General features: G+C 66.7%; 29 protein-coding genes. 12 read left to right on the top strand and 17 right to left on the bottom strand.

Annotated features, from left to right (window positions below; genetic code table 11):
• Window positions 1-6: 6 nt before the first annotated feature.
• Together M1247_RS30895 and M1247_RS30890 are read left to right on the top strand one after the other, a co-directional pair.
• Complete coding sequence (locus tag M1247_RS30895; protein ID WP_317160232.1) at window positions 7-897, top strand: NAD(P)-dependent oxidoreductase; 891 nt, start codon at window positions 7-9, stop codon at window positions 895-897.
• A 133-nt stretch (window positions 898-1,030) separates the two neighbouring features.
• Window positions 1,031-1,951, top strand: coding sequence for a type IV toxin-antitoxin system AbiEi family antitoxin domain-containing protein (locus M1247_RS30890; protein WP_410506972.1), 921 nt, complete (start codon window positions 1,031-1,033; stop codon window positions 1,949-1,951).
• A gap of 3 nt (window positions 1,952-1,954) precedes the next feature.
• On the opposite strand, the gene M1247_RS30885 is transcribed toward M1247_RS30890, so the two are convergent.
• Window positions 1,955-2,788: an SDR family oxidoreductase gene (locus tag M1247_RS30885; RefSeq protein ID WP_317160230.1), complete on the bottom strand. Its 834-nt coding sequence runs from the start codon at window positions 2,786-2,788 to the stop codon at window positions 1,955-1,957.
• A gap of 2 nt (window positions 2,789-2,790) precedes the next feature.
• The gene (locus M1247_RS30880; protein WP_317160229.1) at window positions 2,791-3,699 is read right to left on the bottom strand and encodes an enoyl-CoA hydratase; all 909 of its coding nucleotides are present in this window, start codon (window positions 3,697-3,699) and stop codon (window positions 2,791-2,793) included.
• Window positions 3,700-3,964: 265 nt separating this feature from the next.
• Here M1247_RS30880 and M1247_RS30875 point away from each other — a divergent pair, with 265 nt between their 5' ends.
• From M1247_RS30875 to M1247_RS30855, 5 genes are all read left to right on the top strand, one after another.
• Complete coding sequence (locus M1247_RS30875) at window positions 3,965-4,342, top strand: intersectin-EH binding protein Ibp1 (protein WP_317160228.1); 378 nt, start codon at window positions 3,965-3,967, stop codon at window positions 4,340-4,342.
• Window positions 4,343-4,403: 61 nt separating this feature from the next.
• Window positions 4,404-4,730 carry a hypothetical protein gene (locus tag M1247_RS30870; RefSeq protein WP_317160227.1) on the top strand — a complete coding sequence of 109 codons (327 nt, stop codon included), beginning with the start codon at window positions 4,404-4,406 and terminating at the stop codon, window positions 4,728-4,730.
• 95 nt (window positions 4,731-4,825) lie between these two features.
• Window positions 4,826-5,215, top strand: coding sequence for an intersectin-EH binding protein Ibp1 (locus tag M1247_RS30865; protein WP_317160336.1), 390 nt, complete (start codon window positions 4,826-4,828; stop codon window positions 5,213-5,215).
• A gap of 47 nt (window positions 5,216-5,262) precedes the next feature.
• Entirely contained in the window at window positions 5,263-5,427 is a 165-nt protein-coding gene (locus M1247_RS30860) for a hypothetical protein (protein ID WP_317160226.1), read from the top strand.
• On the top strand, window positions 5,427-6,878 hold the full coding sequence (locus M1247_RS30855; protein WP_317160225.1) for an alpha,alpha-trehalose-phosphate synthase (UDP-forming): 1,452 nt from the start codon (window positions 5,427-5,429) through the stop codon (window positions 6,876-6,878). The genes M1247_RS30860 and M1247_RS30855 overlap by 1 nt, the downstream gene beginning before the upstream one ends.
• A gap of 34 nt (window positions 6,879-6,912) precedes the next feature.
• Here M1247_RS30855 and M1247_RS30850 read toward each other — a convergent pair whose 3' ends face one another.
• The 12 genes from M1247_RS30850 to M1247_RS30795 all read right to left on the bottom strand — a co-directional run bounded on the left by M1247_RS30850 (window position 6,913) and on the right by M1247_RS30795 (window position 18,797).
• Window positions 6,913-7,398, bottom strand: a complete 486-nt coding sequence (locus M1247_RS30850) for a mammalian cell entry protein (RefSeq protein ID WP_317160224.1) — start codon at window positions 7,396-7,398, stop codon at window positions 6,913-6,915.
• Between the two features lie 3 nt (window positions 7,399-7,401).
• Complete coding sequence (locus M1247_RS30845) at window positions 7,402-8,091, bottom strand: Rv1363c family protein (RefSeq protein WP_317160223.1); 690 nt, start codon at window positions 8,089-8,091, stop codon at window positions 7,402-7,404.
• Window positions 8,091-9,794: a virulence factor Mce family protein gene (locus tag M1247_RS30840; protein WP_317160222.1), complete on the bottom strand. Its 1,704-nt coding sequence runs from the start codon at window positions 9,792-9,794 to the stop codon at window positions 8,091-8,093. The genes M1247_RS30845 and M1247_RS30840 overlap by 1 nt, the downstream gene beginning before the upstream one ends.
• Window positions 9,795-10,949 (bottom strand): MCE family protein, encoded by a 1,155-nt coding sequence (locus tag M1247_RS30835; protein WP_317160335.1) that lies wholly within the window; start codon window positions 10,947-10,949, stop codon window positions 9,795-9,797. It abuts the gene before it with no gap.
• A 35-nt stretch (window positions 10,950-10,984) separates the two neighbouring features.
• Window positions 10,985-12,388 carry an MCE family protein gene (locus M1247_RS30830; protein ID WP_317160221.1) on the bottom strand — a complete coding sequence of 468 codons (1,404 nt, stop codon included), beginning with the start codon at window positions 12,386-12,388 and terminating at the stop codon, window positions 10,985-10,987.
• On the bottom strand, window positions 12,385-13,443 hold the full coding sequence (locus M1247_RS30825; RefSeq protein ID WP_317160220.1) for a virulence factor Mce family protein: 1,059 nt from the start codon (window positions 13,441-13,443) through the stop codon (window positions 12,385-12,387). Before M1247_RS30825 ends, M1247_RS30830 begins: the two co-directional genes overlap by 4 nt.
• Window positions 13,436-14,482: an MCE family protein gene (locus tag M1247_RS30820; protein ID WP_317160219.1), complete on the bottom strand. Its 1,047-nt coding sequence runs from the start codon at window positions 14,480-14,482 to the stop codon at window positions 13,436-13,438. Before M1247_RS30820 ends, M1247_RS30825 begins: the two co-directional genes overlap by 8 nt.
• 1 nt (window position 14,483) lies before the next feature.
• Complete coding sequence (locus tag M1247_RS30815) at window positions 14,484-15,686, bottom strand: MCE family protein (RefSeq protein ID WP_317160218.1); 1,203 nt, start codon at window positions 15,684-15,686, stop codon at window positions 14,484-14,486.
• A 7-nt stretch (window positions 15,687-15,693) separates the two neighbouring features.
• A complete protein-coding gene (locus M1247_RS30810; RefSeq protein WP_317160217.1) occupies window positions 15,694-16,536 on the bottom strand; it encodes an MlaE family ABC transporter permease in 843 nt (280 codons plus the stop codon).
• A 52-nt stretch (window positions 16,537-16,588) separates the two neighbouring features.
• Entirely contained in the window at window positions 16,589-17,353 is a 765-nt protein-coding gene (locus M1247_RS30805; protein ID WP_317160216.1) for an MlaE family ABC transporter permease, read from the bottom strand.
• A 264-nt stretch (window positions 17,354-17,617) separates the two neighbouring features.
• Window positions 17,618-18,538 (bottom strand): 3-oxoacyl-ACP reductase, encoded by a 921-nt coding sequence (locus tag M1247_RS30800; protein ID WP_317160215.1) that lies wholly within the window; start codon window positions 18,536-18,538, stop codon window positions 17,618-17,620.
• A 67-nt stretch (window positions 18,539-18,605) separates the two neighbouring features.
• Complete coding sequence (locus M1247_RS30795; protein ID WP_317160214.1) at window positions 18,606-18,797, bottom strand: ferredoxin; 192 nt, start codon at window positions 18,795-18,797, stop codon at window positions 18,606-18,608.
• A 164-nt stretch (window positions 18,798-18,961) separates the two neighbouring features.
• Here M1247_RS30795 and M1247_RS30790 point away from each other — a divergent pair, with 164 nt between their 5' ends.
• The 3 genes from M1247_RS30790 to fadD17 are packed head-to-tail and all read left to right on the top strand — an operon-like array spanning window position 18,962 to window position 22,757.
• Window positions 18,962-20,143 (top strand): acyl-CoA dehydrogenase, encoded by a 1,182-nt coding sequence (locus M1247_RS30790; protein WP_317160334.1) that lies wholly within the window; start codon window positions 18,962-18,964, stop codon window positions 20,141-20,143.
• A gap of 13 nt (window positions 20,144-20,156) precedes the next feature.
• Window positions 20,157-21,254: an acyl-CoA dehydrogenase family protein gene (locus tag M1247_RS30785; RefSeq protein ID WP_317160213.1), complete on the top strand. Its 1,098-nt coding sequence runs from the start codon at window positions 20,157-20,159 to the stop codon at window positions 21,252-21,254.
• A 3-nt stretch (window positions 21,255-21,257) separates the two neighbouring features.
• Entirely contained in the window at window positions 21,258-22,757 is a 1,500-nt protein-coding gene (gene fadD17, locus M1247_RS30780) for a long-chain-fatty-acid--CoA ligase FadD17 (RefSeq protein ID WP_317160212.1), read from the top strand.
• Here fadD17 and M1247_RS30775 read toward each other — a convergent pair.
• Window positions 22,754-23,917 (bottom strand): NADH:flavin oxidoreductase, encoded by a 1,164-nt coding sequence (locus tag M1247_RS30775; protein ID WP_317160333.1) that lies wholly within the window; start codon window positions 23,915-23,917, stop codon window positions 22,754-22,756. The two genes, fadD17 and M1247_RS30775, sit on opposite strands and share 4 nt — an antisense overlap.
• A gap of 41 nt (window positions 23,918-23,958) precedes the next feature.
• Here M1247_RS30775 and M1247_RS30770 point away from each other — a divergent pair, with 41 nt between their 5' ends.
• Window positions 23,959-24,933, top strand: a complete 975-nt coding sequence (locus M1247_RS30770; protein ID WP_317160211.1) for an NAD-dependent epimerase/dehydratase family protein — start codon at window positions 23,959-23,961, stop codon at window positions 24,931-24,933.
• Here M1247_RS30770 and M1247_RS30765 read toward each other — a convergent pair.
• Complete coding sequence (locus tag M1247_RS30765; protein WP_317160210.1) at window positions 24,919-25,473, bottom strand: helix-turn-helix domain-containing protein; 555 nt, start codon at window positions 25,471-25,473, stop codon at window positions 24,919-24,921. The genes M1247_RS30770 and M1247_RS30765 overlap by 15 nt on opposite strands.
• Window positions 25,474-25,514: 41 nt before the next feature.
• Here M1247_RS30765 and M1247_RS30760 point away from each other — a divergent pair, with 41 nt between their 5' ends.
• Window positions 25,515-26,231, top strand: coding sequence for a DUF6597 domain-containing transcriptional factor (locus M1247_RS30760; RefSeq protein ID WP_317160209.1), 717 nt, complete (start codon window positions 25,515-25,517; stop codon window positions 26,229-26,231).
• On the opposite strand, the gene M1247_RS30755 is transcribed toward M1247_RS30760, so the two are convergent.
• Entirely contained in the window at window positions 26,168-26,563 is a 396-nt protein-coding gene (locus tag M1247_RS30755) for a VOC family protein (protein ID WP_317160208.1), read from the bottom strand. The two genes, M1247_RS30760 and M1247_RS30755, sit on opposite strands and share 64 nt — an antisense overlap.
• Window positions 26,564-26,582: the final 19 nt, after the last annotated feature.

Below are 26,582 nucleotides of genomic sequence, written 5' to 3'. Positions count from 1 at the left end.
GGAATCATGAAGATCGGATTTATCGGGCTGGGAAACATGGGCGCCGCGATGGCCACCAATCTTGTCAGGGCGGGCCACGAAGTGACCGTCTACAACAGGTCGCAGAGCAAGGTCGACGCACTGGCCGAACACGGCGCGCTGCCGGCCCGCACGGTTGCCGAGGCCTGCCGTGGTGACGTGGTCGTCACGATGCTGGCCAACGACGACGCGGTGACGGCGGTGACCTTCGACGACGGCGGGATCCTCGCCTCACTGTCCGCAGGCGCCACGCACGTTTCGTCGTCGACCATCAGCGTGGCCCTGGCCGAACGGCTCACCGCCGTCCATTCAGAAGCCGGCCACGGTTTCGTCAGCGCCCCGGTATTCGGCAGGCCGGAAGCCGCCGCCGCGGCCAAGCTTTTCGTCGTGGCCGCCGGCGCCCCGGCCACCATGGCGACCGTATCCCCGATTTTCGAGGCGATCGGGCAGCGCACTTTCAGCCTCGGCGAGGAACCCCGTGCCGCCAGTCTGGTCAAGATCAGCGGCAACTTCCTGATCGCCTCGGTGATCGAATCCCTCGGCGAGGCAATGGCACTGGTCGGCAAGGCCGGCGTGGACAAGCAGCAGTATCTGGAGCTACTGACCTCGACGCTGTTCGATGCTCCGGTGTACCGGACCTACGGCGGGCTGCTGGCGCGCGAGGAGTTCACGCCGGCCGGCTTCGCCGCCACCCTCGGCCTCAAGGACGTCAAGCTGGCGTTGAGCGCCGGCGACGCACTGCAGGTGCCGCTGCCGGTGGCCAGCCTGTTGCGGGACCGGTTCCTGACCCTGCTGGCCACGGGCGGCGGCGAACTGGACTGGTCGGCGCTGGGCGCCTTGAGTGCCTGGGAATCCGGGGCGGACCACCCTGCCAAGTAACTCGTCAATGCCGAGGATTGCAGCTACATGGTGACCGCAGACCTCGGCGTTGATGGGTTATCCACAGATTGCGAAGTGGGTCTGGTGGGCGCCGTGTCGGTCGGCGAACATCGAAGACGTGGACGCCGAACACATGCTGGGGCTGCAGGCGGGGGTCATCTCTCGTCGACAGGCTCTCGATGCGGGCATGCACGACCACGACATCCGGCGGCTGCTCAGACGCAATGAGTGGGCACGGGTCCACGACGGTGTATACGTCCATCACACTGGACCGTTGACGTGGCTGCAAAGGGCATGGGCCGCAGTCCTTTACGCGGCCCCCGCGGCGCTGTGCCTCGAATCGGCGTTGACGGATGGAGGCATTCTGATCCATGTCGCCGTCTCCCGTCGCCGGGCGGCGCTGGTCCAGCCGGCTGGAGTCCGCATCCACCATCTGGCCCACCTCGAAGAGCGGGTGCTCTGGAACCTCGGACCTCCACGTCTGCGTTACGACGAAGCCGCGCTGGACGTCGCGTGCCGAGCCAAGGGCGAATTCGATGCCATTACGGTTCTGGCCGACGCCTGCCAGTCGCGGCGCACCACAGCGCGACGCCTGCTCGGGGTCCTGGACGCTCGTAGTCGGGTCCGGCGTCGTCGCTGGCTGCGGGCCGTACTGGTCGACATCGCGGAGGGCACCTGCTCGGTCCTCGAGCATGGTTACCTCAATCGCGTGGAGCGGGCACACGGGCTGCCCCGGGCGATCCGACAGAGACATTCGACCTCGTCAATGGGTGTCTGCTATCGCGACGCCGAGTACAGCCGGCGACTCGTGGTCGAACTCGACGGCCGTCTGTTCCACGACTCGGCTTCCGCACGGAACAAAGATTTCGAGCGCGACCTCGATGCCGCGGTCGATGGCAGGGCGACCATCCGACTCTCGTACCGGCAGGTTTTCGACCGACCGTGCCGGACGGCCGCGAAGATCGCGCACGTGATGTCGCGGCACGGGATCGGGGTGAGCGGCCACGCGTGTGGGCCGCTGTGTGAGTTCAGCGGGCTCGACCTCGCTGCCTGAGAACTACTTCGCGACGACCCCGCGGAGCCCGTCGGCGCCGAACAACGGCTCCAGCATCCCGGAGATGTCCGGGCCGCGACGCAGCCCGTGCCCGCCGTCGACGTTGATGGCCTGCCCGGTGATCCAGCCCGAGGCGTCGCTGAGCAGGAACACGGCCAGATTGGCGATGTCTTCGACCTCACCGAACCGTGGGAGCGGAGTGCAGGCCCGGTAGTCCTCGGTGGCGGCCGGGAGTTCGAAGATCGGCCCGACCATCTCGGTGCGGGTCAGGCCCGGTCGGATGCTGTTCACCCGCACCCACGACGGCCCGAGCTCGTCGGCGGCCAGCATCAGCAGGTGATCCAGCGCGGCCTTGCTCACCCCATAGGCGCCGAACCAGCGGTGGGTGTTGCTCGAGGCGATGGACGAGATGCCCACGAACGATCCGCCCCCGCCACGCACCAATTCCCGGCCCGCGTGCTTGAGCAGGTACATGGTGCCGTTGACATTGAGGTCGATGGTGCGCCGCCACAACTCGGAATCGATCTGGGTGATCGGCCCGATGGTCTCCGACCCGCCTGCGCTGTGCACCACGCCGTGTAGCCGGCCGTGCCAGGCGGTGGCGGCATCGACGACCCGGCTGACCTCGTCCTCGTTCGTCACGTCGGCGGGTTCGTAGAGCACCGAACCGGAGCGTTGTGCACCGATCTCCTGTGCCGCGGCGTCCAGCTTGTCGGCATTTCGGCCGACGAGCATGGCGTTGCCGCCGGAAGCCACGATCGCGGCGGCGGCGGCCTTGCCGATGCCGCTGCCACCTCCCGTCACCAGATACGTTCTCTCCGCCAATGACAGCTGCATCGTCATGGTGTATCACGCCGGGCGGGCTTGGGGGCGCCCAATGTGCGCCAGTCGGGAACATTCGGCGGCAACCCGACCGGAAACCGGTTCTCGTTGGCGGCAGCCCAATGCGCGTGGCCGAGCTCATGAATGTGGAACGCGTGCCGCAACGCCTCGGTGAACCCCATCGCGTCGCTGGCCGCATTCACCGAATCTTTGATCAGCAGCGCCGCCATTGTCGGCCGCTCGGCGATCCGACGGGCGAACTCCAGTGTCCTGTCCTCCAGTTCGTCGCGAGGAAAGACCTTGGAGACCATGCCGAGCCGGTACGCCTCGTCGGCGTCGATCGAATCCCCGGTGAGCAGCAGTTCTTTGGCCTTGCGAGCGCCGAATTCCCAAGGGTGCGCGTAATACTCGACGCCAGGCATGCCCATACGCACTCCGACCACATCGCTGAACTTGGCGTCATCGGCGGCCACGATCAGATCGCAAGCCCAGATGAGCATCAGCCCGGCCGATATGGCGTTGCCCTGCACCGAGGCGATGGTGACCTTGCGCAGATCACGCCAGCGCCGGGTGTTTTCGAAATAGAAGTGCCACTCCTGCAGATAGGTTCGTTCGGCCACCCCGTCGGCCGTAGCGCCATGGGACCGGAATGTCGGATGCTGGCCCGGGCCCGGCGATCGCTCTGCCAGGGCCTCCTCGGAGCCCAGATCGTGGCCCGCCGAGAAATTCTTGCCGCGGGCCCCCAGGATCACCACCCGCACCCGGTCGTCAGCCTCGGCGCGACCGAAGGCTTCGTCCAACTGCACCAACAGTGTTCGGGACTGAGCGTTCTGCGCCGCGGGGCGGTTCAACCAGATTCGGGCGATGCGCCCGTCATCGAGAGTCTCGTAGGTGACCTGACTGGATGTGTCGTCGGAATCGACCATGTCGTATACCTCGCTCGGCAGGGCTGGCGCTTAACAAACTGCACATTACGTGTATCGCCACACGCGTCCGTCGCCGGTGCCACAGCAACCTGACAGTTCACTCACAGTGACCCTCAAGGAGACGCGTAGCGGTCGTGTTTGCGCAGCGCATTCCCCTTGTGGCGCGTATTCTGTCGAGTACCAGCAGACATCGTGGACAGTGGCGACATCGCGTCGCAACCGTGCAGTCAGCAAACTGGTCAGACATCGAGAGAAAGCAAGACGAATGGCCATCTCCCAGCTTTCAGCACGCCGTTTCATCGCCGTGGGCGCATTCGCGGTGGCACTGGCCGCCGCGCCCGCCGTCACGGTGTTCACCGTCCCGGCCGGCGCGCTCGCGGCCTGCCCCAACGGTGAGAGCACCGACACCTTCACCGGCGAGTGCGTACCGGACCTCGTTCCGAACTCTCCCTTCAGTGCCACGCCTGCCAACCCGGCGCTACCGTCGGTGAACCTTCCCGGCGGCGGGGGCGCCATTCCGTGCACCGGCGCCAACTCCGGCCAGTGCATCGGCCTGTCCGAGGAACAGCAGGCGCAGGGCCCGCAGCCGGAGCCGCAATCGACCGTCGGTAGCAGCCCCACCGTCACCGGGCAGATCGGCTGACACGCAGCAAATCCGCAGACACCCCACAGCAGGCTGTGCGCAGCCATAGACTTCTGGCGTGATGTCACGCGCGCTTCTGACGGCTGTACTCGCGGCCGTCGCCACGGGCGCCGCCGCGCTCTCGATTCTGACCGGCGGTGCGCCGAGGCCACTTGCCGCCTGTTCCGGCGGCGAAGAGGCCGACGTCTACACCACCGTGTGCACACCGTTCATGGTGCCGAACTCGCCATCCCCGTTCAGCACGATCCCGGGCAATCCGGACATCCCGGCCATCGATGGGATCCCCTGCACCGGCCGTAACGCCGGCCAGTGCATCGGGTTGGCCGAGGACGCCGAAGCGGCAGGTCCGGCGGCGGTTCCCCGCTCGACGATCAGCGCCAGCCCGTAGCGTTCTCAGCCTACGATCAGAAGTAGTGCAGATTACTCTCAGCTTTCATAGAATCCTCCCGACGACACAGTCAGACAACTACAGAAAGCGTGACGATGGCGACCTTCCCGTTCCCAGTCCGACGCATGATCCTTGCCGGCGGATTTGTGCTCGCTGCGGCCGCCGCCCCGGCGATCACCGCGTTCGCCGTGCCGATGTCGTCCGCTCCGGCGGTAGCGTGCGCCTCCGGCGAAGAGGAGGACCTCTACACCGGCGTCTGCGTCCCGCACACCGTGCCGAATTCAGGCGGATCCTTCAGCTCGATCCCCGGTAACCCGAACCTGCCCGCAGTGAACGAGCCCGGCGGCGGCGGCGCCATCCCGTGCACCGGCGCAAACAGCGGTGAATGCATCGGCCTGGCCGAGGAGGCCCAGTCGGAGGGCCCCGCGGTGGAACCCAAGTCGACGGTCGGCAGCAGCCCGACCGTCACCGGTTCGATCGGCTGATCCGCAGCGAGGCGACCGGGGCCTGGCCGGTCGCATAGAGTTGTCCTATGCCTGCAAAAACAGATAACGCCGAACTCGGCGATGTGGAACCGTTAGCCGACAGCACCGCCAGCCAGGCCCGGCGGGTGGTGGCGACATATGCGACCGACGCGGACGAGTGCCGGATGTTCCTCTCGATGCTCGGTATTGGACCGTCGAAAACAGAGGCTTAATGTCTCCAGAGGGCGGCCATCGGGGTGCCTCAGGGAACTCCGACTTCGTGGTGGTTGCCAACCGGCTGCCGATCGACATCGAGCGGTTGCCCGATGGCAGCACCAGGTTCAAACGCAGCCCTGGTGGCCTGGTCACCGCACTGGAGCCGTTGCTGCGCAAACGCCGCGGGGCGTGGATCGGCTGGGCCGGGGTCCCCGACAGCGACGAAGAGCCGATTTTCGAGGAAGACCTGCAGCTGTACCCGGTGCGGCTGTCGGCCGATGACGTCGCGAAATACTACGAGGGCTTCTCGAACGCCACCCTCTGGCCCCTTTACCACGACCTGATCGTCAAGCCCGTCTACCACCGGGAATGGTGGGACAGCTACGTCGAGGTGAATCGACGCTTCGCCGAAGCGACCGCCCGTGCCGCGGCACCGGGGGCCACCGTGTGGGTCCAGGACTATCAACTGCAGCTGGTGCCGAAGATGCTGCGGATGCTGCGGCCCGACGTCACGATCGGTTTCTTCCTGCACATCCCGTTCCCACCGGTCGAGCTGTTCATGCAGATGCCGTGGCGCAGCGAGATCATCGACGGCCTCCTCGGCGCCGACCTGGTGGGGTTCCATCTGCCCGGCGGTGCACAGAACTTCCTCGTGCTGTCGCGCCGGCTGGCGGGAGCGACCGCTTCGCGCGCATCGGTCGGGGTGCGGGCGCGGTTCGGTGAGGTCCAGGTCGGCTTCCGCTCGGTCAAGGTCGGCGCATTCCCCATCTCGATCGACTCGGCGGACCTCGACCGCAAGTCCCGCACCCGCGAGGTGCGCCAGCGGGCCCGGCAGATCCGCGCCGAACTGGGAAATCCGCGCAAGATTCTGCTCGGCGTCGACCGGCTCGACTACACCAAGGGCATCGACGTCCGGTTGCACGCATTCTCGGAACTGCTCGAGGAACACCGGGTCAAGCATGACGACACCGTGCTCGTGCAGCTGGCCACTCCGAGCCGGGAGCGGGTGGAGAGCTATATCGCGATGCGCGAGGACATCGAGCAGCAGGTCGGTCACATCAACGGCGAGTACGGCCGCGTCGGCCACCCGATCGTGCACTATCTGCACCGACCGATACCACGCGACGAGCTGATCGCGTTCTTCGTCGCTGCCGACGTCATGCTCGTGACGCCGCTGCGTGACGGCATGAACCTGGTCGCCAAGGAGTACGTGGCCTGTCGCAACGATCTCGGCGGTGCCCTGGTGCTGTCGGAATTCACCGGGGCGGCGGCAGAGCTCCGTCAGGCATATCTGACCAATCCCCATGACCTCGAGGGCGTCAAGGACGCGATCGAGGCCGCCCTCAACCAGACGCCCGACGAAGGCAGGCGGCGGATGCGTGCGCTACGTCGCCAGGTGCTGGCGCATGATGTGGACAGGTGGGCCCGCGCGTTTCTCGACGCGCTGGGCAGCGCAAAATCAGCCTGAGCGCTGGGCAGCGCGAAATCAGCCTGAGCGCTGGTTAGATCGGGTTGATCGCGTCGATCAGCCACTTGCCGTCGACCTTGCGGTATTCGACGCGCAACCGGCTGCCGTCGTAGAGCGGCTTGCGGGACTGGTCGGTCACCGTGCGGTTCATGTACACCAGCACCGATCCCGACTCCCGTTGTGCCGCCTCCACCCCCACCCCGACGACGCTGATCTGGACGACCAGCTGGCGCTTGCGCGCCTCGGGGATCACGGTCTTGGTGGCGTCCTGTTCGAAGCGCTCACGAAAGTCCGGGGTCAACAGTGGATAGGTCTCGATGAGGCTGCGCTCGACGGTCTGGTAGTCGTAGCCGAACATCTTGGGGATCTGGTCGGCCGCCAACGGGGCCAACTGAGTCCTGGTCAGCTCTTCGCCCCGCTGCTGGACCCGGTTCCAGTAGAGACCGCCGCCGACGCCTGCCAGCGCGACGAACGCAACCGCCAGCAATCCGACCAGCAGGCCGACAATTCTGTTCCGCAAGGTCTAATTTCCCCCGTCCGGATACTTGAGGTCGTATCCGGTCATGTGGCCGTTGTCGTCCTCGTGGACGATCACGCGCAGCCGGTAGGGCCGGGTGGGCGAGTTGACCCCGTCCACGTCGGCGACCGTCACCCACACCGATACCAGGACCGAAGCGTTGTCGGCGATGTCGTCGACCTTCTCGAGGGCAGCTCCGTTGATCACCGCTTCCGACGTGGCGTTGGTGTCGCGGAACAGTGCCTTGAGGTTGTCGACGTTGTTGCCCTGGCTCATCATGTCGCGCAGCGGCCCGCTGGTGCCGTCGACGAACCGGTTCACGCTCTCGTCGATGGTGTCCTGCGTGTAGGTGAACATGTTGACCACGGTCTGCTTCGCGGTGTCCACGAACTGCTGATCGCGTGCCTGCGCGGCGTCCACCTCACGCTGCTGATGCATCATCAGGTACACCACCGCCGACATCGCCGCGGTCACGACGACCAGCACGGCGGCCGCACAGATCGCCACGAGCTTGCGGTGCGGCGGCCGCCGCGGCGGCTTGACCGGTTGTGTCGGCCGCGCCGCGACGGTCGGTGCCTCGGTCTTCACCGCGGTCGTCGTACCGGTCGCCTCACCGGCGGCCGGGCCGGCTGCCCGGGACGCACGACGGCGCACCGGCCTCGATTCTTGCGTCTCTAAGGCCGTGTCTTCGGTCATCAAGCCTGCCTAGGATCCAACATCAGGTCTACCCAGGTCTCCGCCGGTCGCAGATCGTCCGCACCGGGCGCGTAGACACCGGTGCCGCCATCGCCGTCGGCGAAGACCCCACTGTGCTGATCGTAGGCGCCGATCCCGGCAGGGCTTGCCAGCGGTGGCGCCTCAGCAGGCAGCGGTGCGTCGGCCGGGGGTGGCGCCGGAGCCGGAGCCGGCGGCATATCCGCAGGTGGCGGAGGTGTACGGCCGTACGGCGGCACGACCTGATCTGGCGGTGCGAAGTACGGCCACGGCGGCGGCGGGGTACCCGGCTGATTGGGCGGTACGGGCAGCGGGAACGGTGCGTGTGGCGCAGGCCCCGGCCCCGGCTGCACGCCCGGCGGCAGCTGCACCGACGGCGGACCCGGGTCCGGATCCACCTGCGGCGGAATCATCGGGAACTTGTTGGGCGGCAGGATGTTGCGCCCGTCGGTGATCGGCACGTCGCCGTAAGGGACCGGCGGACCGCGCCACGGGTTACTGCCCAGCGGCACATACCCATTCGGATCGCGGCACAGCTGAACGGTGGGTGCACGCTTGCCGGGGAACTCCATGCACGGATAGTTGCGTGCGCCGCGCACCACCGCGGGGTCGTTGTGGGCGGTCTTGCAGTACAGATCGGGCGGGAGCTCCCGCAGTGTCTCGTCTGCCGGGGACCGGATCTGGGTCGCCGGGACGAAACCGACCGAACATGGCGGCGGGTCACCCAGGTCGATCTTGAAGTCGAGCTTGGCGCCCTCGTCGGCGGGCGCACCACCGGCGACCGTGTTCAGCGCCGCCATCAGCGCCGGGAAAATCACCAGCGCCTGCTCGATGGACTTGCTGTAGATCACACCGATGCGGCCGAAGTTGGCCAGATTGGCGGCCAGGATCGGGAACGTCGGCCGGATCCCGGTGAACGCGGTGTTCGCCGCCTCGGTCGTGCCGGGCACAGTCTGGAGCGTCGAGCGCAGCTGGGGATCGGCGTGGGCCACCTCCCCGGTCAGCCGGGCCAGTCCGTCGGCGAGGGAACGGATGTTGTCGCCGCTCTGGATCTGAGCATCGAGGAACGGCCCGGCCTGGTCGATCAGCTGGGTGGTCTGGCCGTAGTTGGCATTGGCCTCGTCGATCAGCAGGCGCGCGGATTCGATCAGCCGGGCCAGCTCGGGCCCGGATCCGTTGAACGCCTTGAAGGTTTCGCGCAACAGATCCTGCAGCCGGCTGTTGCCGATGCTGCTGACCAAGGTGTCTGCTTCGTGCAGCAGCCCGGCGATGTCCTGGCCCACCCTGGTGTTCTGCTGATCGATGGTGCCGCCGTTGCGCAGCTTGTCCGACGACGGATTCTCCGGTGGCACCAGGTCGACGTACTGCTCGCCGACTGCCGACACACTCTTGACGGTCGCGGTCACGTTGTTCGGGATCGCGGTGTTGCTGTTGAGCCGCATCCTGGCGACCACGCCGTCCGGGGCCAACCCGACCGACTCGACCCGGCCCACGGTGACGCCGCGGTAGGTGACGTTGGCGTTCTCGTAGATGCCGCCACCGGCAACGAAGTTGGCGTTGATGTCGTAGGTGCCGATGCCAACGGCCGCGGGCAGGTGCAGATAGAACAGGGAGATCGCCCCGACGGTGAGCACCGTGACGATCCCGAAGATCGACAATTGCAGACGGGTGAGCCGGTCGATCATCTACGGCTCCTCATGTTGTGTCGCGGTTCCCGGTGGGATCTTGAACGGATCGGCGGCTTGACCGGACAGGTTTGCCAGCGCTCCGGTCAGGAAGTCCGGCGGGTTGATCACCTCGTTGAGGTGCTGCATATTCGGGTCGAAGGCCCCGGTGGTGAAGATCGATTCACCGAACCGGCGCAGCGTCAGGTCGAACGTGACGAACACGTTGAGGTAGTCGCCCCGCACCGCCTGCTGCAGGTACTTGTAGTGGAACGGGAACGTCGGGAGGAACTCCAGGTCCTTGATGAAATCGTCGGCGTTGTCGTTGAGCGCCTTGATGACCGGGTAGAGGTCCTTGAGGTCGGCCGCGAAATCGGTCTTGGTCTCCGAGAGGATGCGGGAGGCGACCTCGGCGAAACCGCGCAACGCGCCGAAGGCGTCGACGATGTTGGCCCGGTTGTCATTGAGCACCTTGAGCGCACCGGGCAGCGTGTCCAGGGTGCGGCCCAGGTTGTCCTTGCTGCGAGCCAGGACGTCGGCGAACCGGTTCAGGCCTTCGGCCGCGGCGATGATGTCGTTGGTCTGCCGGTCCAGCGACCCGGTCAACTCGGCCAACCTGGGGATCAGATCCGCGAAGCTGCCTGCCCGCCCGGCGACCGCGGCGTAGGCCTCATCCGTGATGTCTTGCAACGCACCGAGATTGCCCTTGTTGACGACCATGCCCAGCGAGGACAGCACTTCCTCGGTGGTCGGGTAGCGGCCGGTGTGCGCCAGCGGAATGTTCGAGCCCTGCTTCAGCTCGCCCTCCCCCGGCCCTTCGGTCGGTCCCGACAATTCGACGTGCTGTGAACCCAGCAGCGAGGTCTGCGCAACCTTGGCAGTGGCGTTGGCGGGCAACCTGACGTCCCCGTCGAGGGACAGTTCGACTGCCGCATAGAAGGATCCGTCGGGGCGCTGGACCGCGTCCACGCCCGAGACGCTGCCGACGGTCACCTCGTTGACCATCACCGGCGAGTTCTGCGGCAGCGTCGCCACATCGGGCAGCGCCACGGTGACGGTGTAGGAGCCACTCCCGTGACCGGCGGTGCCGGGCATGTTCAGCGAGTTGAGTCCGCCGAACTGGCAACCGGCCAGCAGCACCGCGCCGCTGCCGAGCGCCACCGTGCGCGAACCCATCCGGGTCGCCTTACCTCTCAAGGCCTTACCTCGCATCATCCGCCCGCACCTTCCTGCGCGGGCGCCGGGCCTGGCGCGGGCTCCGGGCCTGGTGCGGGCGCCGGGCCGGGTGCAGGAACCTCGGGGCCACCAACGTGGGAGTTGGTGGGCGCCTCGGGAGGCAGGATCAGCGAGCTCAGGGTCGCGTCCGGCGCAATCTGCGGCGGGGTCACACCGGGGGCGTTCTGCCACTGCAGGTACGGCACCGGAGTCTCGGACTTCGCCTCGGTTTCCGGGGTGTCGTAGATGATCTGCCCCTTGTAGGCGGTGATCGTGTTGACCGGGTGGAACAGCACCGGCGGGTAGTTCATCGTGATGCGGCGCAGCACCGGACCCATGCGCTGCCTGCAGATCTCGGCGCGTTTGTAGTTGTCCGGATTCGCACCCGTGTCGAAGTTGCCGCCACAGAGGAACTGCACCGGGTTGGCGAAGTTCGGCAGCGACAGCAGACCACCGACGGTGCCCTGGGCCGGGTTGTAGATGTTGTAGAAGTTCGCCAACCCGTTGGGCGTGACGTGCAGGATCTGTTCGATATCGTCACTGTGATCGGTGAGGATCTGGGTGAAGTCGGCGAGCTTGCCCACCTGGGCGATCAACGCGTCGTTGTTCTCGTTGAGGAAACCGCGCACATCGGTCAAGGCCTGATTGAGCGTGGACAACGTGCTGTCCAAACCGCTGCTGCTGTCCGCCAGCACCTGTGAGACCGAGGCCACGTGGTTGGTGAACTGCACGATCTGTTCATTGCTGTTGGACAGTGCGTTGACGAGGACCTGCAGGTTCTTCACCGTGCCGAACAGGTCGGTGCGCGAATCCCCCAGCCGGCCCGCGGTCTGCGACAGCTCGCGCAGCGCGTTGCGGAACGAGTCGCCGTTGCCGTCGAAGGTGTCGGCGGCCTGGTTGACGAACTGCGACAGCGGTCCCTGCACCGAACCTTGCTGCGGTCCGAGCTGGGTACTCAGCTGGGTCAGCTGTTCCTTGACCTCGTCCCATTCCACCGGGACGCCGGTGCGATTCAGCGGGATCGACGCACCCTCGGCCATCACGTCGCCGTCGGTGTATGCCGGGGTGAGCTGAATGAACCGCGCGGCCACCAGGTTCGGCGAGATGATCAGCGCCTTGGCGTCGGCGGGCACCTTGACGTCCCGATCGATCGTCATGACGATCTTGACATCCGATGGCCTGGGCTCGATCGAATCGATCCGGCCCACGGGAACACCGACCACGCGCACCTCGTCGCCCGGGTAGAGCCCGACGGCGTTGCTGAAGTAGGCCGTCAGCTTGTGCCCGACACGTGACGGCCACACCTGGTACACGCCGACCGCCAGCGTCACCACAAGCAGCGCGGCGAGCCCGATACGTAGCCAGCGATTCCGGCTGGATCCCGAATTATCTTGTGTCATGGGGATTTCGGCCTCACGATAACGCGTTCGGAGATGTAGCCGCGCAGCATGTCAGCCAAGCTGTCTGGCAGTTTGCCGGGCTGGAAGTAAGTGTCGAGCAGCACTTCCGACATCGTTGCGGGCGGCAACCCGTACAGGTTGATCTGGAAGCCAGGACCGGAACCGACGACCTCGCCCAGCGCTGTCGCGTACCCCGGCAGCCGCTTGAGCGCCTCGCCGATGTGCTCACGACGCTCCAGCAGGTTGTCCATCACCAGATTCAGCTTCTCCAACGCCGGCTTGAACTCCACCCGGTTGTCCGCCACAAAACCCGAAAGCTGGTGCGACACATCATCGATACCGGCGATCAGGTTACTCAGCGCCTGCCTGCGCTCGTCGAGCGCGGCGAACAGCTGGTTGCCGTCGGTGACCAGTTGGTTGACCTGGCCCGCCCGTTGGGCCAACAGATCCGACACCCGCTTGGCGTGACCGAGCAACTGCTCCAGGGCCTCGTCGCGCTTGTTGATGCTGCGGGACAGGTTGGCCACGCCGTCGAGCGCACCGCGCAACTGCGGGGTGGCGTCGCGCAAGGTGTCGGTCAGGGTCTGCAGCGCCTGCTCGAAACGCGGCTTGTCGAGTTCACTGACGTTTCCACCGAGATCCTGCAGTGCGGTGTTCAAGGTGTAGGGGGTGGTGGTGCGGCCCAATGGGATGACCGTCGAGGTACCGGAGCCCTTCGGCGTCACCGCAAGCGACTTCTCACCGAGCACGGTGTCGGTCTTGATGGCGACCAGGGATTGATCGCCGACCTTGACGTTGCGGTCCACCGTGAAGCTGACCTTGGCGGAGTCCCCGGCCAGCGCCACTCCGCTCACCTTGCCGACCGTGATGCCCGAGACGTTGACGTCATTGCCGGGCGAGATCCCGCCCGCATCACTGAAATACGCCTCGTACGGCTTGCCCTGCGGAAAGAACGGCAGCCCGGTGTATCCGAACGACACCAGCACCAGGCACGCCACTACAAAGATTCCGATGATCCCGGTGCGCACGGGATTCGGTTCGCGTCTGTTAGCCATTCTTCGGCGCACACCTTCCCTTGGACGGGTCCGGCGGGCCGCCGAACGGAATCAGGATGTCGCTGCCGGCCGGGCCGTTGATCTTCAACCGGACCGAGCAGTAATAGATGTTGAAGAACGAGCCGTACGCGCCGAGGGCGTTGAGCCGCAGGTAATTCTCGGCCAGCGGCTCGATCACCTTGTTGACATCGCCCTTGCGCTCATCCAACCGCTGGGCCAGTGGTCGGGCGTTCTCGATGACCCCCTGCAGCGGTCGGCGGGACGCCTCCAGCATGTCGGTCAGGTCGTTCTCCGCCGAGGCCAGCGGCGCGATGGCGCCCGCGATCGGATCGCGGCCCTCCGCCAGGCCGGTGATCAGCTTCTGCAGTTCGTCGACGCTGGCGTCGAATTGGGCGCCCTTGTCATCGACCGTGCCCAACACGGTGTTGAGGTTGTTGATCACGTCGCCGATGAGCTGATCGCGGGCGGCCAGGTTCTGGGTGAACGCCCCGGTGCTGGCCAACATGTTCGACAGCGCCCCGCCCTGGCCCTGCATCAGTTCGATCACCGCGTTGGAGATCTCGTTGATCTTCGCGCCGTCCAGCCCCTTGAGCACGGGCCGCAAGCCGCCGAGCAGTGCGTCGAGGTCCAGTGCGGGCTGGGTGTTCTGCTTCGCGATAGTGCCGCCCGGCGGTAGCTTGCGCAGCTCACCCGGACCGGAGGTGATCTCCAGGAATCGGTCGCCCACCAGGTTCTCGTAGCGCACCGCGGCCTTGCTGGAGGTGTAGAGCTGATAGCGCTTGTTGACGTCGAACGACACGTCAACGGTGTTGTCCGCGTTGAGTTTGACCGCGTTCACGGTGCCGACCGGCACCCCCGCGATGCGCACATCCTGGCCGGACTTCAACCGGGACGCCTCGCTGAAGGTGGCGTGGTAGCTGTTGACCGCGGCGAAGCGGAACTCGCCGAATACCACCACCAGCATCCCGGCCACCAACAGCATGGCAACGGTGAAGACGCTCACCTTGAGCAGGGTCCGGTCACGACCAGCGGTTGTCATGCTAGAAATCCTCCCGCTCGGCGTACGCACCGTTGAACAGGAACTGCAGCGTGGCAGGTGCGTCGAACTGCACCTCGGTGTTCGGCTGGAACGGCACGTACGCGTTGTCGGTCACCACGAACGGCGCACGGTACCAACTCCCGCCGAACTGCTTGGACGGAACGTCCGGCAGGCCACGACAGTTCGGGCCGCCGGAGGCATTCACCATCGGCAGGCTCTCCGGGTATGTGTAGGCCGGGGCACCGGGCAGGAAGTTGGAGTTGACGAACAGGCCCGGCCGGATGCCGCCGATGATCGGCGCGAACCGGTCGACGCCCACCGAGACACCCTTGAGCACACAGCCGATCTCCGGTGAATAGTCGCCGGCCACCTTCAGCGGCGCGCGTAGCCGCTGAATGGCCGCGATGTAGTCATCGGCAGCCGGTTGGAGGGTGGCGGTGCCGTTGTTGGCCAGCCCGGTCGCCGCCAACAACGTGGCGTTGAGGTTGTCGCGCTCGTCGATGATCGTCTTGTTGAGCGTCGGCACATTCTCGATCACCTTGGCCAGGTCCGGACCGGCGTCACCGTAGATGTTGGACACCACCGCGGCCTTGGCGAAGTCTTCCTGCAGCGTCGGCAGCTTCGGATTCAGCTGCTGCAAGTAGTAGTTCAGCCCGGCCAGGCCCGCGCCGAGATCGTCGCCGTGGCCGCGCAGGCCTTCGCCGAGTGCGGTGAAGGTGGCGTTGAGGCTGACCGGGTCGATCTTGTTGAGCACGTCCGACAGCGTCTGGAACAACGTGTTCACCTCGAGCTGTACGTCCTTGGCCGCGAAGGTGGCCCCCGGTCGCAACGACGTTTCCTTCGGCTGGTCGGGCGGCTGGAACTCCACCGACTTGGCACCGAAGATGGTGTTGCCTGCGATCCGCACGGTCGCGTTCGAGGGGATGTACCGCATCTCGTTGCTGTCGATCGACAGCGTCAGCTTCGCCTCGTCGCCCGCGTACTCGATGTTCTTGACCTTGCCGATCTGGATGCCGCGGTATTTGACCTTGGCATCGCGTTCCATCACCAGACCGGCGCGGTGCGAAGTCACCGTCACGGTGTCGGTGTTGGTGAACGCCGCGGTATAGGACAGGTAGGTGAATACCACTGCCGCGAGCACGATCGCCGCCAGGATCGCGGCGGCGATCCTGACGTGGCTGCGCTTGGCGTCTCCGTCTGACATCGCCTACCTATCCGGAGAGGTTGAAGTTGCCGGACGCGCCGTAGACGGCCAGGGAGATGAACAGGGTGATGGTCACGACGACGATCAGCGAGGTCCGCACGGCCTGACCGACCGCGATGCCCACACCGACGGGCCCGCCGGATGCGTTGTAGCCGTAATAGGTGTGCACCAGCATGACCGCGATCGCCATCACGATCGCCTGGAGGAACGACCACAGCAGGTCACTGGGAATCAGGAAGGTGTTGAAGTAGTGGTCATAGAGGCCCGCGGACTGCCCGTTGATGAACACCGTGGTGAACCGGGCTGCGAAGAACGCGGCCAGCACCGACAACGAGTACAGCGGCACGATCGCGATCAGCCCGGCGATCAGCCGGGTGGACACCAGATACGACACGGCGTGCACAGCCATCGCCTCGACGGCGTCGATCTCCTCGGCCACGCGCATGGCGCCGAGTTGAGCGGTGGCGCCCGCGCCGATGGTGGCCGCCAGCGCGATACCGGCGATCACCGGCGCCACGATGCGCACGTTGAGGAACGCCGAGAGGAATCCGGTGAGCGCCTCGATACCGATGTTGCCGAGCGACGAGTAGCCCTGCACCGCGATGACGCCGCCGGAAGCCAGGGTCAGGAATGCCGCGACGCCGACGGTGCCGCCGATCATCACCAGGGCGCCCGCACCGAGCGTCATCTCCGCGACCAGCCGGATGGTCTCCTTGCGGTAGCGGGTCACCGCGTTCGGGATGTACCGCATCGTCTCGCCGTAGAACAGTGCCTGTTCGCCGACCGCGTCGACGGTCTTGGGCACACCGCGGAACAGGCGGCGGAATCGGAGCGTGGCGTCGTAACTCATGCCTTCGCCTTTTCCTGGACCACGGTCTTTGCGCACGCAACAATCATGCCCATCACCGCACCAGCACTCTCACGCCGATGGCCGTCATGATCACGTTGATGACGAACAGGCAGATGAAGGCATAGACGACGGTCTCGTTCACGGCGTTGCCGACACCCTTGGGCCCGCCCTTGACGGTCAGCCCGCGATAGCAGCCCACCAGGCCGGCGACCACGCCGAACAGCAGCGCCTTGATCTCTGCCAGCACCAGCTCGCCGAGTCCGGTCAGCACCGTGAGCCCGTTGATGAAGGCGCCAGGGTTCACGCCCTGCAGAAAGACCGAGAACACATAGCCGCCGGCAATGCCGATGGCGCAGACCAGGCCGTTGAGCAGGAGCGCCACGAAAGTGGAGGCCAGCACGCGGGGCACCACCAGGCGCTGGATCGGGTCGATGCCCAGCACCCGCATGGCGTCGATCTCCTCACGGATGGTGCGGGCGCCGAGGTCGGCACAGATCGCGGTGGCGCCCGCGCCCGCGACAACGAGCACGGTGACGACGGGCCCCAGCTGAGTGATGGTGCCGAACGCAGTGCCTGCGCCGGACAGGTCGGCGGCACCGATTTCGCGAAGAAGGATGTTGAGGGTGAATGCCACCAGCACGGTGAACGGGATCGCCACCAGCAGCGTGGGGACCAGGGAAACGCGCGCGATCATCCACGTCTGGTCGAGGAATTCCTTGAACTGGAACGGCCGCCGGAACATCTTGACGAAGGTGTCCAACGACATTTCGACGAAACCGCCCACGGCCCGGGCCGGAACCGCAAGCTGTTCGATCAACCTCGACTCCGTTCTCAGGGGCGGGGTGTTGCCGTAAATCTCGCGGCGGCGAAATTTCCGTGACCGCTCGCCGTGGCGGCGCTCCCACCCCTGGGTCTTACCGTGCTCGTAGTGAGCCGGCTCATATTAACTAGAACACGTTCGCAGTGTCAAAGAACCGCGAAACTGGTCGAAATAACCCTCTTTTCCCAGTTCAGAATGCATCAAACTCAGAGCAATCTGAAACACGTTCTAGCGCCTTCTCCAGCTCGACGATCGAGACCGTCAGTCTCGTGACATCATGAGACTCGTCGCCGAGAATCCACGCTCCGGGTCACGATCAGCAAAGTAGTCGTGCAGTGTCACACTGAGGTCCGCCGGAGCCCATGCATCGGCATTCGCCGTGAAGTGCTGTTCTGCAGTGGGCGCCGCGACCAGCGTGACAGTTGGACCATAAACGATGAACAGCTGCCCGTTGACCGCTTCGGACGCGGGCGAGGACAAGAAGCGCACCAACGTCACCACGTGGTCGGTCGACAGGGGGTCGACGCCGCCGTCAGCCAACTCCGGGGCATCACCGAAGACCCCTGCCGTCATCGCGGTCCGAGCCCGCGGCGCGATGGCATTGGCCCGCACTCCGAAGCGCTCGAGCGCCCGAGCCGCTGAGAGGGTCAAGGCGGTGATACCGGCTTTTGCGGCGCCGTAGTTGGGTTGCCCGACGGGGCCGGACAGCCCGGCCTCCGAGGAGGTGTTGACGATGCGGCCGTAGACGGTGCCATCGCCCGCCTTGGCCTTCGCCCGCCAATAGGTGGCGGCGTTGCGGGTCAGCAGGAAGTGGCCACGCAGATGCACCGCGATGACCGCGTCCCACTCCTCGTCGGTCATGTTGAACAGGATCCGGTCGCGGGTGATCCCGGCATTGTTGACGACGATCCCCAGGCCACCGAGGCCGTCGGCCGTCGCGACCAACTCGTCCGCGGTGGCACGCGCGCTGATGTCGCCTGCCACGGCAACACCCTTGGCACCTGCCGCAGCGATCTCGTCCAGCACGTCGGAGGCTTCCAGCGCCGCGGCCATGTCGTTGACCACCACCGTCGCGCCCGCCTGGGCCAGTCCGATCGCCTCGGCCCGGCCCAGCCCCGCCGCGGCGCCGGTCACCACGGCGACCTTTCCGGACAGGTCGATCTGGGCGTTGTCGTTTGTCATTCCGCTCCTCGCGTCCTCTTCAACTTTTTCTGCTCCTCGCGTGCGCGGGTCAAACTTATGAATACCTCTAGTCTTTCCGAGCCAGGGCGGCGCGGGGGCATTCTGCGATGGCCCGCTCGGCCAGTTCTTCTTGTTCGGCGGGCACCGGATCGGACTTCACGACGGCATAGTCGTCGTCGTCAAGATCGAACAGTTCCGGCGCGAGTCCCATGCACACCGCATTGCCTTCGCAGCGATCACGGTCAACCTCAACTCGCATCACGACCTCCTTGAGACTTGTTTGCGCACGGGGCCGCGTGCGCGCAGCCACAGAATACGACCCAGCAAGAGGAATACCAGTCCGGTACCGTGCTGGACCCCAAGACTAGAACGTGTTACAACCGGGTGAGAGTTTAGGTCTATCAAGCAGTGAGGATGCAGCGGATGCGGATCGGTTACACCCCCGAGCAGGAGGAGTTGCGCCGCGAGCTGCGCGCGTACTTCTCCCAACTGATGACGCCCGACCGGGTGGAGGCGCTGAGCTCCTCGGACGGCGAGATGGGTCGAGGCACCGTCTACCGGGACACGGTCGCGCAGATGGGCCGCGATGGCTGGTTGACGCTGAACTGGCCGAAGGAATTCGGCGGTCAGGGCCGGTCGCCGATGGAGTCGTTGATCTTCACCGATGAGGCGGCGATCGCCGGCGCTCCAGTGCCGTTCCTGACGATCAATAGCGTGGCGCCGACCATCATGGCGTTCGGTACCGAGGAACAGAAGAAGTTCTTCCTCCCGAAAATCGCGTCGGGCGAGTTGCACTTCTCCATCGGTTACTCCGAGCCGGGAGCAGGCACGGACCTGGCGGCGCTGCGCACCACCGCGGTGCGCGACGGTGACGACTACGTCATCAACGGCCAGAAGATGTGGACCAGTCTGATCGCCTATGCGGACTATGTCTGGCTGGCGGTCCGGACCAACCCCGAGGCCAAGAAGCACCGCGGGATCTCCATGTTGATCGTGCCGACCACGGCCGAGGGGTTCTCCTGGACCCCGGTGCACACGATGTCGGGGGTGGACACCAGCGCGACGTATTACCAGGACGTCCGGGTCCCGGTGTCGAATCTGGTCGGTGAGGAGAACGCCGGCTGGAAGCTCGTCACCAACCAGCTCAACCACGAGCGGGTCGCCCTGGTGTCCTCGCAGCCGATCTACGTGGCGCTCGACGCGGTCCGGGAGTGGGCGCAGAACACCAAGGACGCCCACGGCAAGCGGCTGATCGATTCGGAGTGGGTACAGCTCAACCTGGCCAGGGTGCACGCCAAGGCCGAGGTGCTCAAGCTGATCAACTGGGAACTGGCCTCGGCAAAAGATGCCGCGCCGTCGCCCGCCGACGCGTCGGCGGCCAAGGTGTACGGCACCGAACTGGCCACCGAGGCGTACCGCCTGCTGATGGAGGTGCTCGGTACCGCCGCCACGCTGCGCACCGACTCCCCCGGCGCGCTGCTGCGCGGACGGGTGGAACGGATGCACCGGTCCGCACTGATCCTGACCTTCGGCGGCGGCACCAACGAGATTCAGCGTGACATCATCGGCATGGTTGCGCTCGGCCTGCCCCGAGTGAACCGGTAAGGACGGCACCCCAATGGATTTCAAGACGACTGAGGCGGCCACCGACCTGGGTGGCCTGGTACGCACGATCACGGAGTCGGTGTGCACGCCGGAACACCAGCGTGAGCTCGACGGCCTGGATCAGCGGTTCGACCGTCGGCTGTGGGACAAGCTCATCGACGCCGACGTGCTGTCGGCCGCGGCGCCGGAGACCGTGGGCGGTGGTGGTTTCGGTGTGCTGGAGCAGACCGCCGTGCTGACCGCGCTGGGCCGCGAGCTCGCGGCCGTGCCCTATCTCGAATCGGTGGTGCTGGCCGCGGGCGCGCTCGCGGCGTTCGGCTCCGACGACTTGCGCGCCCGATGGGCAGAGCCCGCCGTGGCAGGCAAGGTGATTCTCACCATCGCGCTCGACGGCGAGATGGGCCAGGGCCCGGTGCAGGCCCAGGCCGATGACGCCGGATACCGACTCACCGGCTCACGCACCCTGGTCAGCTACGGGCCGTCGGCCGACGCCTTCCTCGTCCCGGCCGAAACCGGTTCAGGTGTGGGTGTCTTCCTGGTCGCTGGGGACGATCCGGGCGTGACCGTCACGGCACTGAACACCACCGGGCACGGCAGCGTCGCACAGCTGGAACTTTCCGGCACCGTGGTCCCCGCAGTACGGCAACTCGGCGGCGCCGACACACTGGAGTGGCTGACCACCCACGGCACCCTGGGCCGCACCGCATATCAGCTCGGCGTGCTGGAGCGGGCGCTTGAGCTCACCGCTGAATACGCCCGCGAGCGTGAGCAGTTCGACCGTCCGATCGGCAGCTTCCAAGCCGTCTCGTCGCGGCTGGCCGACGGCTACATCGATATCAAGGGACTGCGGTTGACGCTGACGCAGGCCGCGTGGCGGCTCTCGGAGGATCTCCCGGCGGGCATCGACGTCTCCAGTGCCGCGTTCTGGGCAGCCGAGGCCGGTCACCGCGTCGCGCACACCACGGTGCACGTGCACGGCGGAGTCGGTATCGACATCGACCATCCCGTGCACCGGTACTTCCTGGCCGCCAAACAGACCGAGTTCGACCTCGGCGGCGCCACGGGAGCGTTGCTGCGCATCGGGCGCGAACTGGCAGACACACCAGCCTGATCCGTGGCCGGACCTACCGTCACCGAACTTCTGGTTCCGCTGACTGACGTCGCTGACCGGGGCGTCCACTTCGGCGATCAGTTCGTCAGCTGGGCCGATCATCTTGCCGACGGTGCCGCGTTGGGTGCCGCACTGCGGGCGCGCCTGGACCCGACCAGGCCGCCACATGTGGGCGTGCTGCTCGGTAACACGCCGTTCTTCTCCAGTCTGCTGGTGGCCGCGGGCCTGACCGGCGTGGTCCCGGTCGGCCTCAACCCGACCCGGCGCGGGTCCGCGCTCGCCGGCGATATCGCGCGGGCCGACTGCCAACTGGTGCTCGCCGATGACGTCGATATCGTCCCGCCCGGGGTGCCGTACATCCACGTCGAATCATCGGACTGGATCGACGAACTCGCGTCATATCGCGGTACCCCGGTGGCCTTCGGGGATCCGCGGCCCGAGGACTTGTTCATGCTGATCTTCACCTCGGGCACCAGTGGTGACCCCAAGGCCGTACGGGTCACCCACGACAAGGTGGCCTTTCCCGGCCAGATGCTGGCACAGCGGTTCGGGCTCGGCCCGTCGGACACCGCCTATCTGGCGATGCCGCTGTTCCACTCCAACGCGATCATGGCCGGCTGGGCCGTCGCTGTGGCCGCGGGAGCGTCGATCGCGTTGCGGCGCAAGTTCTCTGCATCGGGCTTCCTGGACGATGTGCGGCGCTACGGCGCCACCTACGCCAATTACGTCGGCAAGCCGCTGTCCTACATCCTGGCCACCGACCCGCGGCCCGACGATGCGGACAACCCGCTGAGGGTCATCTACGGCAACGAGGGCGCATCACGCGACCTGGACCGCTTCGCCGAACGTTTCGGGGTGACGGTGGTCGACGGGTTCGGCTCCACCGAAGGCGGTGTGGCCATCGCCCGCACGCCCGACACCCCGGTGGGTTCGTTGGGGCCGCTCACCGCCGAGGTCGCGATCCTCGATGTCGATACCGGCCAACCCTGCCCGCCCGGCGTCGTCGGCGAACTGGTCAACCCGACCGGGCCGGGCTGGTTCCGCGGTTACTACCACGATCCCGATGCCGAAGCGCAGCGGATGGCCGGCGGTGTCTACCACACCGGCGACCTGGCCTACCGGGACGAAAACGGTTACGCATACTTCGCCGGGCGCCTCGGCGACTGGATGCGGGTGGACGGCGAGAACCTGGGCACCGCACCGATCGAGCGAATCCTGCTGCAGTATCCCGACATCGTCGAGGTCGCTGTCTATCCCATTCCCGATCCGGCGGTTGGCGATCAGGTGATGGCCGCGCTGGTATTGAGACCGGGGACGGTGTTCGACGAGGACCGCTTCACGAAGTTTCTGGGCGAGCAGTCCGACCTCGGGCCGAAGCAGTGGCCGTCCTACGTGCGGGTCGGCACGTCCTTGCCGCGCACCGAGACGTTCAAGGTGATCAAGCGCAGGCTCAGCGCCGAAGGCACCGACTGCGCCGATCCGGTGTGGCCGATCGCGCGCTAGCCGCGCACCACACAGCGCGTGCCGGTGTACACCGTTGGCATACATTTCATGCAGTGCACACACAGCCCGGCCGTGGCCGTGGTGTCCTGAAACCTGTTGACCAGCTCAGGGTCTCGCAGTAGCGCGCGGGCCATGGCGACGAATTCGAATCCCTCGGCGAGCGCCTCGGACACCGTCGCCAGCTCGTTCACACCGCCCAGCAGGATCAGCGGCATGCTCAGCGCCTCGCGGAACTGCCGGGCCAGCGGCAGGAAGAACGCCTCTTCGAAGGGATACTCCCGGAACAGGCGTCGGCCCATGACCCGCAGGCCCAAGCCGACGACGGCAGGCTGAGAGGCGATGAACTCGTCCATCGGAACCGGTCCTCGGAAGTAGTACATCGGGTTGAGCAGCGAACTGCCACCCGTGAGCTGCAGGGCATCGAGGTGTCCGTCAGCCTGCAACAGCCGGGCGGTCGGCAGGCTGTCGGTGAGCCAGAAGCCGCGGCGCACACCGTCGTCCATGTTGAACTTGGCGGTGACCGCGACGCCCCGGCCGACCTCGGCCCGCACGCGTTCGGCCACCCGGCGGGCAAGCTCGGCACGGCGCGCGGTGGTGCCGCCGAAGCAGTCGGTGCGCTTGTTGAGGTTGGGGCTGAAGAACGAGCTCAGCAGATAGCCGTGCCCCATGTGGATCTCGACGGCGTCGAACCCGGCGTCGACCGCATTGCGGGCCGCGGCGCCGAACTGGTCGATGACGGTGTCGAGTTGGGCCGCGGTGGCCCCCTTCACCAGACCCATCGCGGGCGCGCTGATCCGGGTGCTCGGCGCCAGCGAGGGCGTGCGGTTGGACACCGTGTTGGCCACCAGGCCCGCGTGGCCGATCTGGGCGCACGCCAACGCGCCCTCGCTGTGCACGACGTCGGTGAGGCGGCGCAGGGCCTGTGCGCGGTCGGTGTCGAGCACGATCGTGTCGCGGTGCACCCGTCCGCCCGGCGAGATGGCGCAGTAGGCCACGGTCGTCATGGCCGCACCGCCGCGGGCGACCTCGGCGTGGAAGTCGATCAGCGCGTCACTGACCTGGCCGCGGGGCATCACGCCCTCGAACGTCGCGGCCTTGATGAACCGGTTCTTGAGCGTCAGCGGGCCCAGTGTCATGGGCGTGAACGGTTTCGATACCATTGGCATCGAAATATAGCAGGCTTCTTCGGGAAGGTGCATCCGTGCGCATCGCAATCACTGGCGGGACCGGCTATCTCGGTGCCCACACCGTCAAGAGGCTGCTGGAATCCGGCCACCAGGTCCGGCTGCTCGTCGCCCCCGGCTGCGCCGACGAGCCGGTGATCGCCCACCTGGCCGCCCTCGGCGAGTTGACCGTGATCGACGGCGACATCCGCACGGCCGCCACGGTCGATCGACTGCTGGCCGACGCCGATGCCCTCATCCACGCCGCCGGGGTGGTGGGAACCGACCGAAAACGCACCGAGTTGATGTGGCAGATCAACGCACACGCCACCGAATCGGTGCTGTTGAGCGCTGTCACCGCCGGCCTGGATCCCGTTGTCTCCGTGAGCAGTTACAGCGCGCTGTTTCCGCCGCCGGACGGGGTGATCACGGCCGACACGCCCCCCGCGCCTGGCCGCAGCCCGTACGCCCAGACCAAGGCCTACGCCGACCGGGTGGCCCGCCGACTACAGGCCGAGGGCGCGCCGGTGGTGGTCACCTACCCGTCCAGCGTGGTCGGCCCCGCGCATCGGACTGCCGCCGGGGTCACCGAGCGCGGCTGGGCACCGATCGTGCGAGGTCGCGCGGCGCCACGACTGCGGGGCGGGATGCAGATGATCGATGTGCGCGACGTCGCCGAGGTCCACGCACGCCTCATGACACCCGGGCAGGGCCCGCGCCGTTATCTGTGCGGCGGCACCATGGTTGCCTTCGATGAGATGGTCGACACCCTCGAAGCGGGATGCGGACAACGCATCCGACGGATTCCCCTGTCACCCGCGGTGTTTCGCGCCATCGGCTGGTGTTCCGATTTGGTCGGCGGGGTGCTGCCGCTCGGCGACGGGATCAGCTACGAAGCCGCGATGCTGCTCACCGCAGCCACGCCCACCGATGATGCACGCACGCTCACCGAACTCGGCATCGACCGCTGGCGCTCACCGCGGGCGGCGATCCTGGCCTCATTCGGACGGTGACGCTCCCAGCGCGGCGCTCAGCAACTGCACCACACGGTCCTGCAGCGCAGGCGTATCGTCGTCGACCGCCACCGTGGTCATGAACAACGCCGCCCCCGCGGCCATGGCCAACGCCGCACGCGCATCCAACTCGGCACCATGGCCCTGTTCGGCGAACAGCTCGATCGCCGGACCGCTGAACCCGGCCCACAACGCCTTGCGCAGCGCATCGTTCTCACGCAGTGCCAGTAGCAGTCCCGGCACCGCCTCCTTCAAGTCGGGCCTGCTGAACAGCTGATGACTGCCGCGCACCACCCAGTCGATCCACCCGGCCAGATCGGTACCGGAAAACGGCGACATGTCCGGCGACTCGCCGAGGATCGCATGCAACACCAACTCGGCTTTCGAGGCCCAGCGCCGGTTCAGGCTCGATCTTCCGACCCCGGCCCGCACGGCCACCAGCCGGACGCTGAGGTCATCCCAGCCGACCTCGACCAGCAGTTCACGCGTCGCCGCGAGCACCCGCTCGTCGATCGACGTATCGCGTGGGCGTCCGGTCATGGCTCGATTCAACCGTATCCGGCGCGGGTACGGTCGTGGCCATGACCTACCGCGAGTGGGCGGCACCGCCCGAGCTGCACGCACTGGTCGAATGCGGTTGGGTGAGCAGCGGTCCGGCCGCACCCGGCCGGGTACTGCCCGACGGATGCATGGACCTGATCCGGATGGATGACACCATCCTGGTGGCCGGTCCCGACACCACGGCGTTCGTCACCGCGGGCAGCCCGGACACGGTGCAGGGCTTACGGTTCCGCCCCGGAGTGTTGCCGCGACTGTTGGGGGTCCCGGCCGCCGAGGTACGCAATACCCGCGTCCCGTTGGCTGAGCTGCGCAGGGTGGACCGCGACCGTTCGCTGGTGCAGCTGGCGGTTGCGCTGGCCGCCGAAGCGCCCAGGGCACAGACGGCACCGTGGTCGCTACGGGAACTGGCCCGGGTCACCGGGCGGCTCGCGGCGGGAGCGTCGGTCACCGAGACGTCCCGCGCTGCCGGCTGGTCGAACCGCACGCTGCAACGGCACTGCACGGCCGTCTACGGTTACGGTCCCGTGACGCTGCGCCGCATTCTGCGGTTCCGCCGCGCGGTACGTCTACTGGAAGCCGGTCTGGAGCCCGCGGTAGTCGCCGCGCGTACGGGTTACGCCGACCAGCCTCATCTGCACCGCGAGGTGCGAAGCCTGGCCGGTGTGCGGGTGCGTCAGGTGGCCAGCGCCGCGAACAGGTCGACGGCGGTGCCGTCGGGATCCTCGACCGTCGCGTAACGCTGCCCCCATGGCGCGTCGAACGGTGCCAGCGTGCCGGAGTGCCCTGCGGTGGTGAGCCGGGCGTAGAGCGCGTCGACGTCGGCCGGGGCATCGAGTCCGAAGGCGATCGCCACCCGCCCCGCGGTGGCGGGCGGCGTCCAGCCCGGATGCATGCCTGCGATCACGTCCTCGGTGTCGAAGGCCAGCTTGTTGCCGCCGGGCAGCGCCACCTCCAGGTGCGGACCGTCGGGCACGGGCACCTCCAGGCCAAGAAGCCGGTAGAAATCCACGGTTTTCTGCAGGTCGTTGACGACGATCTCCACGACCGCCGAGCTCGGGTGTAATGCCATGTCTGCAGGCTATGCGGCC

The sequence above is a fragment of the Mycobacterium appelbergii genome, from assembly GCF_032883035.1.
GTDB lineage: Bacteria > Actinomycetota > Actinomycetes > Mycobacteriales > Mycobacteriaceae > Mycobacterium > Mycobacterium appelbergii.
This window is presented reverse-complemented; position numbering and strand designations above follow the sequence as displayed.